Annotated in this window: 17 protein-coding genes; 9 read left to right on the forward strand and 8 right to left on the reverse strand. The window is 38.8% G+C overall.

Going from position 1 to position 17,537, the window contains the following annotated elements:
- Together RFX69_RS17470 and RFX69_RS17475 are read right to left on the reverse strand one after the other, a co-directional pair.
- The coding region (locus RFX69_RS17470) for a hypothetical protein (protein ID WP_309169608.1) at positions 1 to 116 on the reverse strand (116 nt) is incomplete at its 3' end.
- A 56-nt stretch (positions 117 to 172) separates the two neighbouring features.
- Positions 173 to 1,639 (reverse strand): PLP-dependent aminotransferase family protein, encoded by a 1,467-nt coding sequence (locus RFX69_RS17475; RefSeq protein WP_289332383.1) that lies wholly within the window; start codon positions 1,637 to 1,639, stop codon positions 173 to 175.
- A 229-nt stretch (positions 1,640 to 1,868) separates the two neighbouring features.
- Here RFX69_RS17475 and RFX69_RS17480 point away from each other — a divergent pair, with 229 nt between their 5' ends.
- Positions 1,869 to 2,738, forward strand: coding sequence for a PhzF family phenazine biosynthesis protein (locus tag RFX69_RS17480; protein ID WP_005131231.1), 870 nt, complete (start codon positions 1,869 to 1,871; stop codon positions 2,736 to 2,738).
- Positions 2,739 to 2,792: 54 nt separating this feature from the next.
- On the opposite strand, the gene RFX69_RS17485 is transcribed toward RFX69_RS17480, so the two are convergent.
- The gene (locus RFX69_RS17485; protein WP_000718711.1) at positions 2,793 to 3,572 is read right to left on the reverse strand and encodes a ferredoxin--NADP reductase; all 780 of its coding nucleotides are present in this window, start codon (positions 3,570 to 3,572) and stop codon (positions 2,793 to 2,795) included.
- 104 nt (positions 3,573 to 3,676) lie between these two features.
- Between RFX69_RS17485 and tsaA the strand changes: the two genes are divergently transcribed.
- Positions 3,677 to 4,405: a tRNA (N6-threonylcarbamoyladenosine(37)-N6)-methyltransferase TrmO gene (tsaA, locus tag RFX69_RS17490; protein WP_001985377.1), complete on the forward strand. Its 729-nt coding sequence runs from the start codon at positions 3,677 to 3,679 to the stop codon at positions 4,403 to 4,405.
- A 9-nt stretch (positions 4,406 to 4,414) separates the two neighbouring features.
- On the opposite strand, the gene RFX69_RS17495 is transcribed toward tsaA, so the two are convergent.
- Positions 4,415 to 5,683 (reverse strand): DUF4010 domain-containing protein, encoded by a 1,269-nt coding sequence (locus RFX69_RS17495; protein ID WP_272429852.1) that lies wholly within the window; start codon positions 5,681 to 5,683, stop codon positions 4,415 to 4,417.
- Between the two features lie 287 nt (positions 5,684 to 5,970).
- Here RFX69_RS17495 and RFX69_RS17500 point away from each other — a divergent pair, with 287 nt between their 5' ends.
- The 4 genes from RFX69_RS17500 to RFX69_RS17515 all read left to right on the forward strand — a co-directional run bounded on the left by RFX69_RS17500 (position 5,971) and on the right by RFX69_RS17515 (position 10,294).
- Positions 5,971 to 7,728: a GspE/PulE family protein gene (locus RFX69_RS17500; protein ID WP_289332339.1), complete on the forward strand. Its 1,758-nt coding sequence runs from the start codon at positions 5,971 to 5,973 to the stop codon at positions 7,726 to 7,728.
- 81 nt (positions 7,729 to 7,809) lie between these two features.
- Positions 7,810 to 8,169, forward strand: a complete 360-nt coding sequence (locus tag RFX69_RS17505; RefSeq protein WP_000783090.1) for a NirD/YgiW/YdeI family stress tolerance protein — start codon at positions 7,810 to 7,812, stop codon at positions 8,167 to 8,169.
- A gap of 107 nt (positions 8,170 to 8,276) precedes the next feature.
- Positions 8,277 to 8,939: a response regulator transcription factor gene (locus RFX69_RS17510; RefSeq protein WP_001221449.1), complete on the forward strand. Its 663-nt coding sequence runs from the start codon at positions 8,277 to 8,279 to the stop codon at positions 8,937 to 8,939.
- Complete coding sequence (locus tag RFX69_RS17515) at positions 8,936 to 10,294, forward strand: cell wall metabolism sensor histidine kinase WalK (protein WP_001257353.1); 1,359 nt, start codon at positions 8,936 to 8,938, stop codon at positions 10,292 to 10,294. The genes RFX69_RS17510 and RFX69_RS17515 overlap by 4 nt, the downstream gene beginning before the upstream one ends.
- A gap of 65 nt (positions 10,295 to 10,359) precedes the next feature.
- On the opposite strand, the gene hemP is transcribed toward RFX69_RS17515, so the two are convergent.
- Positions 10,360 to 10,530 (reverse strand): hemin uptake protein HemP, encoded by a 171-nt coding sequence (hemP, locus tag RFX69_RS17520; protein ID WP_000993415.1) that lies wholly within the window; start codon positions 10,528 to 10,530, stop codon positions 10,360 to 10,362.
- A gap of 136 nt (positions 10,531 to 10,666) precedes the next feature.
- Between hemP and RFX69_RS17525 the strand changes: the two genes are divergently transcribed.
- Positions 10,667 to 11,566 carry an NUDIX domain-containing protein gene (locus RFX69_RS17525; RefSeq protein WP_289332340.1) on the forward strand — a complete coding sequence of 300 codons (900 nt, stop codon included), beginning with the start codon at positions 10,667 to 10,669 and terminating at the stop codon, positions 11,564 to 11,566.
- A gap of 21 nt (positions 11,567 to 11,587) precedes the next feature.
- Here the strand turns inward: RFX69_RS17525 and RFX69_RS17530 are convergent, their stop codons facing one another.
- Together RFX69_RS17530 and mrcB are read right to left on the reverse strand one after the other, a co-directional pair.
- Entirely contained in the window at positions 11,588 to 12,139 is a 552-nt protein-coding gene (locus tag RFX69_RS17530; protein WP_000913439.1) for a tetratricopeptide repeat protein, read from the reverse strand.
- Positions 12,140 to 12,159: 20 nt separating this feature from the next.
- On the reverse strand, positions 12,160 to 14,556 hold the full coding sequence (gene mrcB, locus RFX69_RS17535; RefSeq protein WP_272276328.1) for a penicillin-binding protein 1B: 2,397 nt from the start codon (positions 14,554 to 14,556) through the stop codon (positions 12,160 to 12,162).
- A 185-nt stretch (positions 14,557 to 14,741) separates the two neighbouring features.
- On the opposite strand from mrcB, the gene RFX69_RS17540 reads away from it, so the two are divergent.
- Complete coding sequence (locus RFX69_RS17540) at positions 14,742 to 15,650, forward strand: NAD(+) kinase (RefSeq protein ID WP_001167242.1); 909 nt, start codon at positions 14,742 to 14,744, stop codon at positions 15,648 to 15,650.
- Entirely contained in the window at positions 15,647 to 15,919 is a 273-nt protein-coding gene (locus tag RFX69_RS17545) for a YeaC family protein (protein WP_024439862.1), read from the forward strand. Before RFX69_RS17540 ends, RFX69_RS17545 begins: the two co-directional genes overlap by 4 nt.
- A gap of 205 nt (positions 15,920 to 16,124) precedes the next feature.
- Here RFX69_RS17545 and RFX69_RS17550 read toward each other — a convergent pair whose 3' ends face one another.
- On the reverse strand, positions 16,125 to 17,135 hold the full coding sequence (locus RFX69_RS17550; protein ID WP_289332341.1) for a glycosyl transferase family protein: 1,011 nt from the start codon (positions 17,133 to 17,135) through the stop codon (positions 16,125 to 16,127).
- Positions 17,136 to 17,537: the final 402 nt, after the last annotated feature.

A 17,537-nucleotide genomic window follows, 5' to 3' on the forward strand; every position in this document is an offset into this window, starting at 1 on the left:
TTTATAATGATTTGACTATAACGTGGTTGTCCTGCATATACGGCATCTGCACCATAGGCAAATGCATAGCGCATGTTTTTAAGTGAACCTGCGGGAGAGAGAAGTTCGGTTTTCATAAAATAAAAGGCATAAAAAATATATGGTTTTATTTTATTAACTCTATATTTTCGATTCAACCTACTGAATTAGTAGGGATTTGATCTATAGCTTTTTGTACAGGTAGCATATTTTTTGCTAACTCTCCTAAACGCATCAAAGCATTTAACATTTTAGGATTTAACTCAAAACAAGCTGCAATACGTAAACAATGACTAAAACGTTTATCAGCCGAGCACAAAATTCCCGGCATACATAAGATTTTTTCATCCATGGCCTGATGAAACAGTTCTAGGGTATCAATTGATTCGGATAGCTCTAACCATAAAATAAATCCCGCTTGTGGACGACTGACTCGAGTACCGACTGGAAAATAACGACAAATATAAGATTTGATGGTGTCAATTTGTTGTTGATAGCGTTTTTGGAGCTGACGTAAATGTAGATCATATCCGCCATTTTCTAAAAAAAGTCCCAACGTTTCTGTGAGTAAAGCTGGCTCGGCAACAGTGGTTGTAAATTTAAGCTGCTGCACAATATTACGGAAGCGTCCAGCTTCTAGCCAACCAATTCGATAGTCGGGTGCCACAGTTTTGGTGTAGCTGCCACAAACCAAAACCCATCCATTTTGGTCAAATGCCTTAATGTTGGGTAGTAGAGGTTCGGTGAGTTGTAATTCGGCATACATCGCATCTTCAATAACAGGAATTTGGAATTGATTAGCGAGCTCTGCTAAACGACGTCGGTTACTTTCAGGCATGCTAAAACCAAGAGGATTATGTCCTGTTGGAATAGTTAATATGGCTTGTGCGCTTTGAGATTTTAAGAGTTCTTCAAGTGCGTCTAGACACATCCCTGTATGCGGCGAAGTAGGCACTTCTACAATTTTTCGTCCTAAATTCTGAAGAAGTGGATATAAGTTATGAAAAGTAGGAATCTCAAGTGCTATGCTGTCACCTGCTTGGGTGGTAGCCATAATCGCGAGACTTAAAGCCTCCATAGTGCCATGAGTCAGCACAATGTCATCTGCGGATAGAAACATGCCAAGCTGTAAACTTCGCCTCGCAATTTGAGTACGTAAACGTATAGAGCCGGGCGGTAAAGTATAGCTTTTAAAAATATCCGGCTGTGTTCGTAAAACCTGAGCAGTTAAACGTTTTAAGCGTTCAATCGGGTAGAAGTTTTCACCAGATGGGCAAGCTAGGGCCAAATTGACATAGTCGGGGTCCATCTGCTTTTTAACAATTTGCGCGAGAAAACAGCTAATTCCTGAAAGAGGCACTTTTTCTTCACTGATATAACGCTCCTCAAGATCTGGCAAGTTTGAAGGTGCATGACAAACATAGTAGCCAGACTGTGGGCGAACAGAAATTAAACCCTGGTCTTCAAGCTGCCGATAAGCTTCTTTTACGGTGTTAATACTAACTTGATAATGTTGGGCACAGTCTCGAATTGATGGCAACCGAGAACCCACAGGTTGCCTGCCATTCTGAATTTGAAGAGTAAGGTCATCACTCACTTTTTTATATTTGTACATATCAATTTATTAAAAAGCAAAAGCAATGGATACACTTTATAATGATCTCATATTTATCTCAAACATTGTGATTAATTTAGATTAATGCTTTTAATGGAGGGATGAGTTTCAAAAACTGTGTCTATTATTTTTCATATTAACTGATACTGTGACCATTAAAAATAAAACAGTAAGATCAAAAAATGGTGAGGATTTAAAGCCATATTTTAAATTACAAAATCAGTAGGAGTGGTCTATGTCTGTTGTTGCATTTAAACAAGTCGATGTTTTTACTTCACAAGCATTTAAAGGTAATCCTGTTGCAGTCATTATGGACGCCAGTACCTTAACATCTGAGCAGATGCAAGCCATTGCGAACTGGACCAATCTTTCTGAAACCACATTTGTATTGCCAGCCACTGATTCACAAGCTGACTATCAGGTTCGAATCTTTACTCCACAAAGCGAGTTGCCGTTTGCAGGACATCCTACCATTGGTACAGCCTATGCTTTGCTTGAGGCAGGTCTAATTAAAGCGAAAGAAGGTCAGCTGGTACAGCAGTGCGCTGCTGGTTTGGTGACATTGACCGTGAATGACTCAAATCATATTTCCTTTGAGTTACCTACACCTAAAATTACACCATTAGATGCACTGCAAACCGAGAAGTTGGCCCAGATTTTAAAATGTAAAATTAATACTCAATGGAATGCCGCATTGGTAGATGTCGGAGCCCGCTGGGTTGTATTGCAAGCTGTTAATGCTGAGGCTGTTTTGGCAAGTCAGCCTGATCTAAATGCTTTAAAGCAATTTAGTTTAGAGATGAAAGTAACAGGCTCTACAATTTATGGATTTTATGAAGAAAGTAATGAGCAAAAGCGCATAGAAGTTCGTTCATTTGCTCCGGCATATGGAGTTTACGAAGATCCTGTTTGTGGTAGCGGTAATGGTAGCGTGGCATCTTTCATTCGTTACCATGGTATTTTGCCTGCGCAAAATGATGTGGTGCTTTCTTCTCAGGGGCAAGCTTTAGGGCGTGAAGGACAGCTTCAACTTGAATTACATCAAGATAAAATTTTAGTGGGTGGAGCTGCTGTTACTTGTATCGACGGTACGATTAAGTTGTAAAAACAGAAATAAAAAACCGAGGACTTTGCCTCGGTTTTTTAATTAGAAAAAATCTTATTTTTCTACGAACGCACGTTCAATGACATAGTCGCCCATTTCACCCATACGAGGTGATTCAACTAAACCGTGTTGGTCAAGTAACGCAGCAACATCTTTCAAGAATGCAGGGCTACCACAAAGCATTGCGCGGTCAGTTTCACGGTTGAAACGTGGTAAACCAATTTTTTCAAATAAAGCACCAGTTTCAATTGCAGTTGTTACACGGCCTTGAGTATGGAAAGGTTCACGAGTAACGGTAGGGTAGTAAACAAGTTTGTCTTTAATACCTAATTCTTCAAAGAACTCATTGTTTGGTAATTCGTTCAAGATTAGGTCTTGATAAGCTAATTCAGAAATATAACGTGTACCGTGAACCACGATTACTTTTTCAAAGCGTTCGTAAGTTTCTGGGTCACGAATAATTGACAAGAATGGAGCAAGACCAGTACCAGAAGATAATAGATACAAGTTTTTACCAGGTAAAAGGTCATCATGAACCAATGTACCTGTTGGTTTTTTAGAAACTAAAATTTCGTCGCCAACTTGTACTTTTTGCAAAATCGAAGTTAAAGGACCGTCTTGTACTTTAATCGAGAAGAATTCTAACTCTTCTTCGTAGTTCGCACTTGCAATCGAATATGCACGCATTAACGGTTTGCCATTCACTTCAAGTCCGATCATCACGAACTGACCATTTTTAAAACGTAAGCTAGCGTCGCGTGTAGTTTTAAAACTGAAAAGGGTGTCATTCCAGTGGTGCACATGAGTAATGCGTTCAACGTTAAAAGCAGCCATTAAAGGTCTCGATCACGATTAAAAGAAAACAGGTTGCTATTCTAATCTAATTTCATTCCCGATAAACTGAATATATTTAATTGTGTTTATAAGAAAAAGTGATGATGAATTCTGTCACCCTCCCAATAGTCGGGCACATGTGCTCACCTTTTCGAGAAAAATTTGGTATTCCACGTCAGCCTAATTTGGTCAATATCGAGTCTTATATCGAAATGGTAGAACCTTATAATGACTTATTAGCTTTTGAGGGAATCGAACAATTTAGTCATCTTTGGCTCATCTGGCAGTTTCATGACAATAAAAATCAGGAGACTGCAACTAAGTTTCGGCCTCAAGTTCGCCCACCACGTCTAGGGGGCAATGAAAAAATAGGTGTGTTTGCAACACGTAGTATGTATCGTCCGGCGCCTATAGGCTTATCTGTAGTACGTTTAAACAAGGTTGAAAAAGTCGGTAAATCATTAAGAGTTTATGTTACTGGCAGTGATTTATTAAATGGCACGCCAATTTTAGATATTAAGCCTTATATTCAATATTCAGATGCAATCGTTGATGCTCAAAGTGGTTATGCGCAGGCCGAACCAGAACGAAAATCGGTCTTATGGTCTGAAAATGCATTGTCTACCCAGCAGTCTCTTTTTAAAAATAAAGAAATTAATGCACAATATCTTGATGAATTAGAACAAGTATTGTCATTAGATCCTAGACCTGCCTATCAAGAAGACCCTGAACGAGTCTATAAAATGAAATTTTCGAATTTTGATATTCATTTTAAAGTTAATGGCAATGTCATTACAGTTGTTGATATGGTGAAAGACACATCGCTTGTGTAATAAAGCTATTTAAAACCAATGTATGTTCATCCAGAGCAAGCTAATAAATATTGTCATATGCAAAATTTGGGCAGGTATGAAAGCAAGGGCATAATGCAGTCCACCCGAAATGGCAGAGTTAATGCTCTTGGCAATTGCATGAACAGCAAAGCCACCCATGAACGCGATTAATAACGACGTCTGAGAGTTATTTGGTTCACCTTGTACAATCACTGCCGCAATAGCGGCATGTATTTCGAATAATGAGGCAAGTAGTGTCCCTGCGATTAAGCCTGCATTACCTAAATATAGGCTTAGACCATAAACCCCTGCCTGAATGAGCGTAAGTGTCCCAGCAATAATAATCGCTTCTTTTAAGCTGAACATTCTGGTATCGAGTTCGGATGAAGACATACTTGGTTCTGCCTTACGTAATAAAATGAAGGCCCATACCGCTAAAAAAGCCAATGCAATGAGCGTTGGAAATATAATGAGTTTGAACCATGCCAAACTTATACCGATGACAATAATTAAGGTTTGTACCAATGTGGAAACGCATGACATTAATGCTGCACCTGCATTTGTTTTTGCATTCGCGCGACCAGAGCGTACTTCTAAGCCTAGACTCGCGATGGTGGCAGTACTTGAAACAAAACCCGAGGCTAAAGAAGAAAGTAATAAGGCATTTTTAGAGGATAAAAGCCGTTTTGCAATATGTGCAAGGGCTTGTACAAATAAAATCAACGTCAGTAACTTTAAAATCACATGAGGGTTTAGAACGGGTCCCCAAAAAGGTTTATTGGGAACTAAAGGTAAAGCAATTAGAAGTAGAGCAAGTAAAAAAATCCCGTCGCGCAATTCCGATTCGGTAATCCATTGACTGGCAATGCCGTGCATTGATTGTTTTGCTAATAAAATAATCGTCATGATGACGGCGAGTCCCGCAGCTAACGAAATATTCCAGATACAAAGTGCCCCAATGAAGTAAGTCATAATAAAGGCAAGTTCTGTAGTGACACCGGGATCATTTGGCTGATTTTTAAGAGATACGATACTGATCGCACCTATAAGTAGAGCGCCTACAATCCCAATTGCGGTACCAAATAAAAAACAAATTGCTCCAAGTAGGGAACTAATTGCAAAAGAACGAAAACCCGCGAAAGTTTTATATTCGTGTTTTAACTTACTTCGTTCGCGCTCTAGACCTACTAATAAGCCGCAGCCTAATGCAGCCGCAATGGTGGTAATAAACTCTTCAAAAGATACGGTTTGTAATGACATTGTCATTGGAAGATTCATAATACTTCCTCTTTGGTTTATTGTTATATGTAGATGTCAGCTATTTAAAAATCATGTATTCCATTTCAGTTTATGCTTTTTCTTGTATTGAGCCTAGTCTCTTTTTTAATCAAACTATCACAATAAGCATCTTTATAAATATGATCTACGACACAAAAAAATACTAAGTTGAGAATTGTATTAATTATTTGAAGTTCAAAGATATTTAAAAGCTAAACTTGGGTTTTTTAGACGGGCTAAATCTAAAACTTCTCTGATATATTATAAAAATATATTGGGGAAAACACATGAATATACATGTAGAAATAGACACACATTGGTGTCTAGAACAACTATTACAAGAAGGCCGTATCACTGAACGAGATAAGTTACTTGTACAAACCACAAATAGGCAAAAAGATCAGTTGAAATGGCATCCATTACAGTGGATTGCGCATTTTAATTTAAAAGACCAACATCATGTACAAGCACATTTAAGTTTAAACCGTCTGTGCCAATGGTTTGCAGATCGGGCGCAATTACCTTTATTTGTGATTGATCCTTTAAAGGCAGATGTGAGTGCTTTAACTCAAGTCATGTCGCAAGAGTTTGCGATCCGTAATCATATTTTAGCTGTAGAAGTCCATGCGGACCGAATTGTGATAGGAACAGACCAGCCTTTTCAAACAGACTGGCTAAATAATTTAGAGAAGAGTTTAGCACCCAAAAAAATTGAACGGGTATTTCTCAACCCCGAGCAATTACAACGTTATTTACGAGAATATTATCAAGTTAGCCGTGCAGTAAACTCAGCGCAGAAAGACGTAGCTCATGACCGTGATAACAAAGGTGTAGAAGCGCTTTTACAACTTGGCGATAGCCAAAACCCTGATGCCAATGATCAGCATATTGTGAAATTGGTAGACTGGATTTTGCAATTTGCATTTGAACAGAGCGCCAGTGACATTCACATGGAACCGCGTAAAGACAATGGCAAAGTTCGGTTTCGTATCGATGGTGTTTTACATACCATTTATAACATGCCTTCAAATACCCTGACCGCCGTGATTTCTCGGATTAAAATTTTAGGGCGGCTAAATGTAGCAGAAAAGCGAAAACCGCAAGATGGTCGATTAAAAACACGTACGCCGAAAGGACAAGAAACCGAACTACGTCTATCTACCTTACCAACAGCGTTTGGTGAAAAACTGGTTATGCGTATTTTTGATCCAGATGTGTTAGTACGTTCCTTTCAGCAATTGGGTTTTGACCACTCTTTATTACAGCAATGGCAGCGTATTACGCAAAATAGTCACGGCATTATTTTAGTTACGGGGCCAACAGGTTCTGGTAAAACTACAACGTTATATTCTTCTTTAAAACAGCTTGCAACCGAGCAGGTCAATGTCTGTACCATTGAAGATCCGATTGAAATGCTAGAGCCTAGTTTTAACCAAATGCAGGTCAATCATGCAATTGAACTGGGCTTTGCAGATGGTGTGCGTGCGCTTATGCGACAAGACCCAGACATTATTATGATTGGGGAAATTCGTGACCAAGATACTGCGAATATGGCCATTCAGGCTGCACTCACAGGCCACTTGGTATTATCAACTTTACACACCAATGATGCGCCGTCTAGTTTGACCCGTTTACATGATTTAGGTGTACAACCATTTTTAACAGCCGCGACTATTTTAGGTGTATTGGCACAGCGCTTAGTGCGTAAGCTTTGCCCAAACTGCAAACAACAAACTCATATTAATGAAGATGAATGGCAGCACCTAACATTTGACTACATTATGGAAATGCCAGAAAAAGTTTATCGGGCAGTAGGTTGTGAAGAGTGCCGGCATACGGGTTATAAAGGTCGAATCGGCATTTATGAGTTTATGCCAGTTAGTCTTGAGCTTAAGCATCTTATTAGCAGTCATGCGACATTAAATGAATTAAGAAGCCAAACTAAAAAAGAAAGTGTAGAGCCTTTAAGAATTGCAGGAGCTCGCAAAGTTATTGAAGGTTTGACCACCTTGGAAGAGGTATTGCGGGTTGTTCCATTAAATTAAATTTTTCTTAAGATTCACCTCATCTATCGATGGTGTAATTGTTTTATTCCAAGGGTAAACCAAATAACAGAGGGTAATTTTATGAAAATGCTTAAAGTAATTTTGATGACTGCGGGTATGGCAACTGCGGGTGTGGTTGTAGCAAATACACCTGTGAATCAGGCAGCTATTGCTCCAGCGACAGTTACTACAGTGAAACAAGCTTTAGCATCAAAAGATAATACACCTGTAAAATTACATGGTCAGGTCGTAAAATCTTTAGGTGATGAAAAATATCAATTCCGCGATAAGAGCGGTAGCATTACAATTGATGTAGATGATGAGCTTTGGCAAGGACGTCCTGTTTCAGCCAATACAAATGTGACTTTAATTGGTGAAGTAGACATAGATTATAAGCCTTTAAAACGTGTAGAAATTGATGTAGATCAGGTCCAGTTCTAATAAATTAATTTCTACATTTATTCCTTTTAGCCGCATTTAAATCATGCGGCTTTGCTTTTTTTATAAAGTCTTGGCAACATCCAAACAGGATATAACAGGAAAAACAGATGAGAATTTTGCTTGCAGAAGATGATCGCTCTCAAGCTGAAAGTATTCAATCATGGTTAGAATTAGACGGTTATCAAGTAGACTGGGTAGAACGTGGTGATTATGCCCTTACAGCAATTGAGCAGCATGATTATGACTGTATTTTGCTTGATCGGGGCTTGCCCCAACTGGCTGGTGAAAAAGTTTTAACAACCATCCGCCACAAACAAAAAAACGTTCCCGTGATTTTTATTACCGCACGTGACAGCATTCATGACCGAGTAGAAGGGCTTGATTTAGGTGCAAATGATTATTTGGTTAAACCATTTAGCCTAGAAGAATTATCGGCTCGCATCCGCGCTCAATTACGTAAACAAACTCTGAGTCAGCAATCGATTTTAACGTGGGGTGATTTGCAACTTGATACACAAGCGAAAGTTGTATTATGTGCTGGTAAGACTATCGATTTAACAGCAAAAGAATTTCAAATATTACGTAAACTTATGGTTCATCCTGAGCATATTATTACCCGTGATCAATTAGAAGAAGCACTCTATGCATGGGGCGAGGAAATCGAGAGTAACGCGATCGAAGTATTTATTTATCAACTTCGAAAGAAAATCGGAAGCAGCAGTATTAAAACCATACGGGGGCTAGGCTACCGTATGGGAGACTTAAAATGAGATCAAATCGTTCATCCTTGCAGTCACAACTGGTTAAAACCACCATGTGGAGCAGTATTGTGGTGGGGCTACTGGCATTAAGTTTACTCACCATATTTTCGATTTATCACAACATGTCAGTACAAGATGAAATCATGGACGAAATTTCAGATACCTTACTGGTTTCTGACCTTTCTAAACACTCGATGAAGCAGTTTGATGAGCTGAGTGATGAATTTGATATTCAATATGAGTTATTAGATACAGGTCAGGTGCTTACCCATTCTCATACCTATCAGCATGAACTTTTTGAAAAAGGTAATTTATCAGAAGGTTTTTCATATTTTTGGTTTGATGGCCAATTATGGCGTAGTCTGGCTGCACAACAAGAAGATTCAGAGCTACAAGTTGAAGTTTTTCAGCCCATTAGTACACGTATTGAAGAAGTATTAAAAGCACTTGCTGGATATAGTGGCCTTATGGTGCTGTTCTGGTTACTACAGTGGGTTATTGTAAGTTGGCGTACCGAACAACAATTGGCTGCGCTGAATTTACTCTCTAAACGTATTGCTCAAAAAACTGCCTCAAACTTAGAGCCAATTCAAGAACCAGATGTTATTACAGAAATTCAGCCTGTGATTGATGCTTTAAATCAGCTACTTGCAAGGCTACAAAGGGCACTGGTTGCTGAACAGCGTTTTACTGCAGATGCTTCACATGAACTACGTTCACCTTTATCAGCCATACAAATGCGTCTTCAGGTGTTGCAACGGAAATATCAGCATATTCCAGAGCTTGATCATGATTTTGAGCGTATTCAAGAAGACGTTTCAAGAAGTACAAAAATACTGGAAAATTTATTGTTACTCGCTCGCTTGGAACCTAATGAAACAGAGCAATTAGAACTCTCTAAGAGTGTCGTTGATTTAAATCATGTATTAGCTAGAGTGATAGATACAGTAAATATTGATGCACAAGCCAAACACATGGTAATTGAGACAAACATTCTGTCAAATGAAACCAAAACATTTGCAAATGAAGAGCTCATGTTTATTGCTTTTAGAAATCTATTTGATAACGCTATTCGTTATAGTCCGGCTTTGGGTGCTATTCATGTTGAGCTAAGCCAGTACCAGCAAAAGCTGAAGATTTCTATAGAAGATACTGGGAATGGTGTGGATGATGAAGTCTTAAGGCGTTTAGGACAGCGTTTTTTTCGTGTATTAGGGACAAAGCAACAAGGCTCAGGGTTAGGGTTATCAATTACTAAAAAAATTATTCAACTCCATGGTGGGGAATTACATTTTATGCATGCAAGCCAAGGTGGCTTAAAAGTTGAAGTAATACTGCCTTTTAACCGTGAAATACAAAAATAGCATGGTTGCCCATGCTATCCATTTTTTGTTTTCCCACGAATATTATTGAAACGCGAGGATCGTTCTTATTTAGTTAAAATGAGACGGTTATTGCGAGTAAGGCGTAAACGATATTCCTCGCCAGCATGCATAATTCGAATTTCACGACCTAAGGCGAATAGGTTGTTAGAATGCAGCATTGGTAAGGCATGAGCTGAATCTGTATTGCGTGTAAATAAGCTAAAAGGTGCGTTCATTTGTTGTGCTCCGTGGTATATTCTTGAACGATTTAAATGATAATCATTATCGAATAGATCTGTCAATGAGATTTTAAAGATTTTATAAATTGATAAAATTTGCTTACACTTGTGAAAAATTTTAGTGAGTAGAAAAATGCCCAAACCGATTGTCGATGTCGCAATAGCTATCTTAATTCATCGTGGAAAAATATTAGTGGGATGGCGTGGTGAACAGCAGCATCAAGGTGGAAAGCATGAGCTTCCTGGTGGAAAGGTAGAGCAGGGTGAAACGCCTGAAGAAGCCTGCCGCCGTGAAATTTATGAAGAAGTCGGTATTGGTTTAAAAGATTGGCATCAATTTGATTATATTCACCATGAATATGATGACATTATTGTCAACCTTCATTTGTTCCATAGTTATGTACCTGATGAGTTATTAAATCTTATCCATCAGCCTTGGACATGGTACACACGTGAACAGCTACTTCACCTAAACTTCCCGAAAGCTAATAAAGACATTATTAAAAGATTATATTGGCCTCATTTTATTAAAATTAGCCATACACTTACATCTGTAGAGAATAGTGATGCTTTATTATATTGGCGTATAGAAGATGAATTTGGCCCGCGAGAAGTAGAACAATTAACGGCCTTAGATGAAGGGCAACGATCAAATTTAATTATAAATGTAGATATTTGGCAGCAATTGAGCTCCGAATTAAAAAAACAGATCAAGACTGTTCATTTAAAACAATCTCAGCTCATGAGTTTACATAAAGGTGACTTAGAGGTAGGAATACGTTTTATTGCTGCTTGTCACGATGCAGTTTCTTTACAACATGCTCAGCAAATTGGCTGTGATGCCGTTTTTGTTAGTCCTGTAAAAGTGACGGCTACTCATCCGGACGTTAGTGCATTAGGATGGGATCGTTTTGCTGATTTAATCGAGAAGTGCCAAATTCCCGTATTTGCTTTGGGAGGCATGAGTCCTGATGATTTAGCCACAGCACAACAACATGGTGCATATGGCTTGGCGGGTATTCGTAATTTTTAATAAGGAATAAAGCATTAAAAGCTAGAAAGCTTTCAATGCTTGTTGTGCTTCTTGAACAGTTTTTGGGTTATTGCGCTGTTGTCCAGCTTTTAAAATGACCAACCAAAGTTGTTTTTTCATGGCTTGACTCTGCGCAAAGCTTAAACCACGTCTTGCAAGAGACTCAGCGTTAGAATATTGCTGTTTATGATTTGCAGTTAATGCCAGAAATAAATAGGTCTCGGCTGCCTGTGGCGCTAAACGCTGTGCTTGAAGAGCGTAGCGCTCAGCCTCGGACCATTGTTGGTTTTTGTAAGCCTGCTCGGTTTTTTGCATTAAAGTTTTAAAAGCGGGTAACTGGCTTCCATCATCATTAAAGCGTTGCGGCTTTTTCTGCTGAGGAACAATCACTTGTAAGCTTTTACGTTGAATTTCCGGATGATCATAAGGTGTAATTTTTACACCAGATGAGGACTCGGACTTCTTCTTTTCAGAAACAGGAGGTGTTTTCTCTTTTGGAGCTGAATGATCTGGTAAAGTTGTACAGCCGACCATAAGTACAGCACCAATATAAAAAACACCTTTCTTTAACATATCCTGTTTCCTGTTAACGCTTAGTTGTTATAACTACCACTTGAAATGATTCGTGTGTTATTCGACAGATCTTGTTCCATCTGGTTTTCACTTTCACGAATATAACTGTCGGTATTATCATCCTGAGGCTCAGGAATTGTGTTATCACTTTGTGGCGTATATGTTGGATCAACTTGATAATACGGTGCTCCACATGGCGTAGCACGATGTGGGACTGTATGCGCTAGCATTGGAATATACATGGCACCATCACAAGCTTGTGCCGATAAGTCACCCGATGCACGGTCAATCCATTGCCACTGTACAGAGTCTGGTTGACGTAAGTTTACTGGTGTCTGGCGTAATTGTTTCATCACATTAATCCATACTGGTAATGCACCAGATGAACCTGTTAAACCAGTTACTTTATTGTCATCTAAACCTAACCATACTACTGCAACATGATTACCTGAATAGCCGGCAAACCATGAGTCACGTGTATCGTTAGTCGTACCTGATTTACCCGCTAATTTTAAAGCTGGAGATAAGCTGTTATAGGCTGCACGTCCTGTACCTGATGACATGACCTGTTGTAAACCATAGTTCATGATATAACCGACAGATGGATCAATGGTTTGTTGTACGTTTAGACCATAACGATCAAGTAAACGTCCATTTGCATCTACAACAGAACGAATTGCACGAGTCGGATATTTGAAACCGCCTGTAGCAAAGTTTTCATAAATACCAAGTACTTCCATTGGTGACATATTAACTGCACCAAGGAAAATAGAAGGGTAGGCCGGGATTGTCGATTCAACACCAAATTTTCTTAAGTTGTTGGTAAATGTAGATAACCCGAACTCTTGACCTAAGCGCACAGCAGAAAGGTTATAAGAATTTGCTAAGGCTTCACTTAAACTCACAATTCCATGTCCACCGCCGCTATAGTTCTTCGGTGTCCAGCTTTTACCGCCGTCTACTGGAACGCTAATTGGAGCGTCTTCAATCTGGCTTGCCCAGTTATAACGTCCAGATTCAATTGCGCTCAAATAAATGACAGGTTTCAATAAAGAACCGACTTGGCGTTTTGCATCTAAGGCACGGTTAAAGCCGGTAAAGTCTTGTGTTGACCCGACAGCTGCAATTAATTCGCCATTTTCAGGATGGGCAATCAGTACAGCCCCTTGCAGGTTTTTCAAGCGAGCAGGGTTGCTATTAGCTAAGCGCTCTACAGAAGCTTTAAAGGCGTTTTGAACTTGTGTTTGAGCAATTGGGTCCAAGGTCGTAAAAATACGTAGTCCTTGATTGGTTAAATCACTTTCCTGATATTCGGTACGTAATTGACGACGCACAATATCTAAAAAGTCAGGGAATTTTGCTGGACCTAGGCTTGGTTTGCTTAGAACATTTAAAGGACGCGCAATTTCAGTTTCATACTCTGCTTGAGTTAAATACCCCATGACACGCATGTTATTTAATACTGTATCGCGACGATTTTTTGCCCCTTCAGGGTTTTTCCAAGGGTTATATAAAGATGGACCTTGAACCAAACCGACTAAATAAGCTTGTTGTGCAACATTAAGCTCACGTAGTGGTAAACCGAAATAAAACTGAGAGGCCAATCCATAACCATTGATTGAATAGTTACCGTTTTGACCTAAATTCACTTCATTTAAATATGCTTCTAAAATTTCATCTTTGCTGTAATGCAACTCAATAAGTAAAGCCATTAATGCTTCATTAACTTTACGTTTAAGTGTGCGTTCAGGGGTTAGATAGAAGTTTTTGACTAACTGTTGGGTGAGGGTCGAACCACCTTGGCGACGTCCTCCAGTTACATTACTTACCAAAGCACGTGCTGTACCACGAATCGAAATACCGTGGTGATGATAAAAGTTACGGTCTTCTGTAGAAATTAAAGCTTCAATAAGTGGTTTAGGAACACTATTAAGCTTAATCAAAACGCGGTCTTCATTATGTTGAGGATAAATGCCCCCAATTAATAAAGGTTCTAAACGGGCAACCCCAGTTGATGAAGGTTTTGTACTGCGAACTTCTACAATTTGGTCATTTGCAAAACTCAATTCTAAAACCTGTTCAGGCTCTACGCTGTCGCCATAGTCGAAACCACGTGTATGGACATACATGTTGCTGCCTTGAGCAACATAGGTTCCAGACTTGTCATAATTACTTGAAGTTTTGTAACCTAGTAATTTCAATTCTTGGGTGAAATTTGCTTGAGTAATTGGCGCATTATTATAAATTTCCAAAGGTCGAGCAAACACCTTGGCCGGAATGTCCCAGCGCTGTCCTTCAAATTTTTCACGTATAATATTATCTAAACGAATCAGATAGATACTAAGAGCAATAAAAGCACCAATCACCAAAATGGAAAAAATTAGCGCGAAGAAACCGATACCACGTTCAAACTTCATATAAATGAGATAAAACCCTAAACAATGCGTTAATGATGCGATAGCTTGTCATCAATTTGCAATGATAAAACTGTGAATAAATGGAAAACTTAGATTGAATTTTACAGTATCTTGTTGTTATGTTTTTTTAAATTAATCTGGTTAATGTTATGATAGCGTAGAATCGCAGCGGAGCTTACTCATTCGTGCAAATTTCACATAAGTCCTTCAGAAACGTCGGGTTAATTGGTCGACCAGATAAATCATCAGTTGTAGAAACACTATGTTTAATTCATGACCATTTGCTAAGTTTAGGCCTAAACCCCATTTTTGATCAGGAAACTGCCGAATTAGTGCCCTATGATCATGCGCAAGTCGTTAGTCGTCACTTATTAGGTGAAGTCGCTGATCTGGTGATTGTTGTAGGTGGTGACGGTTCATTGCTTCATGCAGCCAGAGCTTTAGTGCGCTACAATACGCCTGTAATCGGGATTAACCGTGGACGTTTAGGTTTTTTAACCGATATTAAGCCTTCGGAAGCTATTTTTAAGCTTGATCAGGTTTTACAAGGTCATTTCCAACTTGATCGCCGTTTCTTGCTTGAAATGGAAGTACGTACCAATGGTGAAGTCATTTATGATGCAATTGCTTTAAATGACGTCGTACTACACTCTGGTAAGTCGGTACATATGATCGATTTTGAGCTCAATATCGATGGTCAATATGTTTATCGCCAGCACAGTGATGGTTTAATTGTTTCGACACCAACCGGTTCAACTGCTTATGCTTTGTCAGGTGGTGGTCCAATTTTACATCCAAGTATGGATGCTATCGCATTAGTTCCTATGCATCCCCATACATTATCTTCACGCCCGATCGTAGTTGGTGGGCAAAGTGAAATTAAAATCGTCATTCGCGAAAATCGGGTATTACCGATGGTAAGTGCAGATGGACAACATAGTGTCTCTCTCAATGTCGGTGATAGTTTGCACATCCGCAAACACCCATTTAAATTAAGTTTATTACACCCACCTGGTTATGATTTCTATATGGCTTGTCGTACCAAATTGGGTTGGAACCAAGATTTTGAATCTTTTCAAAGAGATGAATCATGAATATTGAACAAATGCTATCTGTTTTAAACCCTGAGATTGTAGAGCGTTTAAAAACAGCAGTAGAAATTGGTAAATGGCCAAATGGTGTTGCTTTAACGAAAGAACAGCGTGAAACATGTATGCAAGCTGTTATTGCTTGGGAGTTAAAGAACTTACCAGAAGAACAGCGTAGTGGTTATATTGACCGTGGTACAAAAGAAGAGGGTGAGGTTTGTGAAGATGATCATCAGAAGCATGAGCCTGAATTTAAACCGATTCGTTTTGTTTAAAACCGTATTTTAAAACAAAAGAATAAATCCTAATTAGCATTTGCTATCGCGTCGGCGACATGGATGTCGCCAGTTGGGCAACAGTACATGGAAGTACTGTTTGCTCAACAAAAGATTTTTGTTACTTTTCATCTTTGAAAAGTAAGTATTGCCTATATGTAGCAATATAAGAAAAACATGCTATATAAGGCTGTATGGACTATATTTAGCCTTCTGAGTTTGTATTTCGTGTTTTCCATAATACTTTTGCTTTTTGCATCGCTTCCTCGAAATTAGAAACCACACCCATGGTATATAACGCAATACCCATGGTTTCTGTTACGGCCATTTCCCCATATTCATGATGCTGTTGACCAAGCCAGACAGCTTTAAAGGTTGCTAAGTCTAACTCTTCTTCAATTGGGCTACGTTCAGGTGTAAGCTTTGGCAATTCATGCTCATAGAGTTCACCATTTTTAATACCGCAAATGAGTGTTTTCGCGTCTGGGTTTCGCTCGAATTCGCCGCCTTCGCCCTTAATAACTGCGCTATTTTGATAGCCTAAGCGAAGTGCACTATGCTGATGTGAAGTTCTGTAAGCAGGATGGAATATGGCTTGTAAGGTGGCCTTAGCGTTAAAAGGATTAATTAAACGGGCTAAAGTATGAATAGGTGAACGCAATCCCATGACATTTCTTAGAGATATTAATTCGTTTAAAACCGGTGAAATCACATCTAGCGGTAAGTAAGCGAAATTTTGTTCTGCCAATTGGGTGCGAACTTCTTGTTCAGAATGGCAAATTTTATAATCTAAATATCCCAAAACTTGTTCGGTATAAACTCGGTTAATGGTATGTCCGGAAGCGCCATGCATTACGATTTTATAACCGTGATGAGCAAGGGTAAGAGCCGCTAATAAAAACCAAGGATAATGTTTACGTTTACCAGCATAAGATGACCAATCTAAGTCAACTTCTAAAGGTGCAAAATGAAGCTGGTCTTTAGTGGCTTGTACAAAACCTGCAAGTTCATCAATTGATTCTTCTTTAACACGTAGCAGCATTAAAAAAGCACCCAACTGAACGTCAAGAACTTCGCCTTTTAAAATCATAGTAAAAGCCTGATAGGCCTCTTCATAACTCAGTGAGCGAGATCCGGTTTTCCCCTTACCTAAAATACGGACATATTGAGCAAAGGGATGTTCAGCATCTTTATAGATATTACGTTTAGTATTCATGGCAATTCAAAACAGTAAAAATAAGGGGAGTAGGCAGCTCAAAATGAAATGTCTACAAGGACTTATCAATATGACATAAAAAACTGATGAAAAAATATCAAAAGTGTTTCTCATACTAAAGTCTTAGGGCTGCATGAGTATTTTTTGTGCGTATTAGCCAAAATTTTAATCGAATCGTTATTTAATTCGAGTAAACTTCATGTGCTTTTTTGAGCACTCATATCATAATTTTCTGTGATTCTCCTATATCTTCAGCTTTTTATTGAAAAAGTAAGAGGTTATTTCTAGCTACTCAAAGTAGTTAGAAACTTCAGGTATTCTCCTGTTTTAGAAAACAGTTTTTTGTTTTCATTGAGGTAGTAGGAAGGTTTTTGTTTCTAAAAAACCGTTTCCCTTTTGCGG

This window comes from Acinetobacter sp. 148 (assembly GCF_031196675.1).
In the GTDB taxonomy this organism is placed as follows: domain Bacteria; phylum Pseudomonadota; class Gammaproteobacteria; order Pseudomonadales; family Moraxellaceae; genus Acinetobacter; species Acinetobacter baumannii.